Raw genomic sequence first — 1,383 nt, 5'->3', positions numbered from 1 at the left:
CGGGAAGCGATGCTGTCCGTGCCGGGCAGCCCCGAAGGTGCAACCCAGATTCAGCTGCTCGCACCCCTGAACGAGAATTCCACCATCGCGAAGTTCCTGGACCGCAGCGGCCCGGGCTTGCAGCAGCTCGCATACCGCGTATCCGACCTCGACGCTGTCAGCGCGGCACTGCGCGCCAACGGCGTCCGTCTGCTGTACGACGCGCCTCGTCGCGGCACCGCCGACTCTCGCATCAACTTCCTCCACCCCAAGGATGCGGGCGGCGTTCTCGTCGAACTGGTGGAGCCGGCCGCGCACGCTGCGCACTAGCTGCCCGTCGCACCGAACTGTTGGTGCAGGACCGCGACTTCGCTCCCGTCCAGTTATAGGCGGGAGCGCAGCGTGTCCTCCGGTCTCAACAGGTAGATTGTCGCCATGGTCTTCGATCGTGATCGCACCCCCAGCCACCTGCCGTTCTCGATCGTGCGAAAAGGCTTCGACCGCGACGAGGTAACCAATTACTTCGCCCGGTTCGAAGCCGAGTTGCGCGTGACCGCGACCGACCGCGACGCCGCATCCGCCCAAGCGCGCGACCTGGCGCGACAGCTCGAGAACGCACGCAACGAGATCGACGAACTCCGTAGGGATGTGGACCGGCTCTCGGTCCCGCCCACGACGGCGGAGGGCATGAGCGACCGCATCTCGCGGATGCTGCGACTCGCGTCCGACGAGGCATCCGAGCTGCGGGCACGCGCGGAAGCGGACTCCGCCGAGATGATTTCGCTCGCCGAGCAGGAGGGCATCCGGCTCCGCGGCGATTACGAACAGAAGCTCGCAGAACTCGAGGATCGCCGCGTCGCTTTCGAGGAAGAGCACAAGCGGACGATGGCTGCCGCGCGCAAGGAAGCCGACCGCATCGTCACGGCTGCCCACGCCGAAGCCGACCGTCACGCCGCCGAAGCGGAAAGCAAGCGCGAGCAAGTTCAGCAGGACTTCGAGATCACGATGGCCGAGCGCCGCAGCAAGCTTCTCGGCGCGCTCGACGAACTCGAGCGTAAGAGCAAGGCCGAGGCCGAACGACGCATCGAGGTGGCGACGGAAGAAGCCGCTCGCCGACTCTCGACGGCCACGGAGCAGTCCGAGCGCAAGGTCGCCAACGCCCGGGACCTCACCGAGGAACTGCGGATGCTGCGCGGACGCATCCTGGGCCAGCTCGACGCGGTACGCGAGCAACTCGACGACGTGCCGACGATGCTCGCCGCGATCAATCGCGAGGGCGAACTGCTCGATCGGGAGATCTCGCTCGACAGGCCTCGACCGGCCACTGGCAGCACCGAGGGTGGATCTCCGGCGCGCAATCCCGAGAAGGCGGAGAACGCCGACGGCCAGGGCGCGTCGTCTGCA

General features: G+C 67.2%; 2 protein-coding genes. Both read left to right on the top strand.

The features are described 5' to 3' along the window. Positions 1-309: VOC family protein (locus tag AB0H50_RS35495; RefSeq protein ID WP_357461663.1), on the top strand; the 309-nt coding region annotated here is incomplete at its 5' end. Between the two features lie 105 nt (positions 310-414). Beyond that, positions 415-1,383 (top strand): hypothetical protein (locus AB0H50_RS35490; protein ID WP_357461661.1); only part of this gene is annotated, 969 nt, incomplete at its 3' end.

Origin of the sequence: Nocardia sp. NPDC050793 (assembly GCF_040654065.1) — a bacterium.
Classification (GTDB): domain Bacteria; phylum Actinomycetota; class Actinomycetes; order Mycobacteriales; family Mycobacteriaceae; genus Nocardia.
This window is presented reverse-complemented; position numbering and strand designations above follow the sequence as displayed.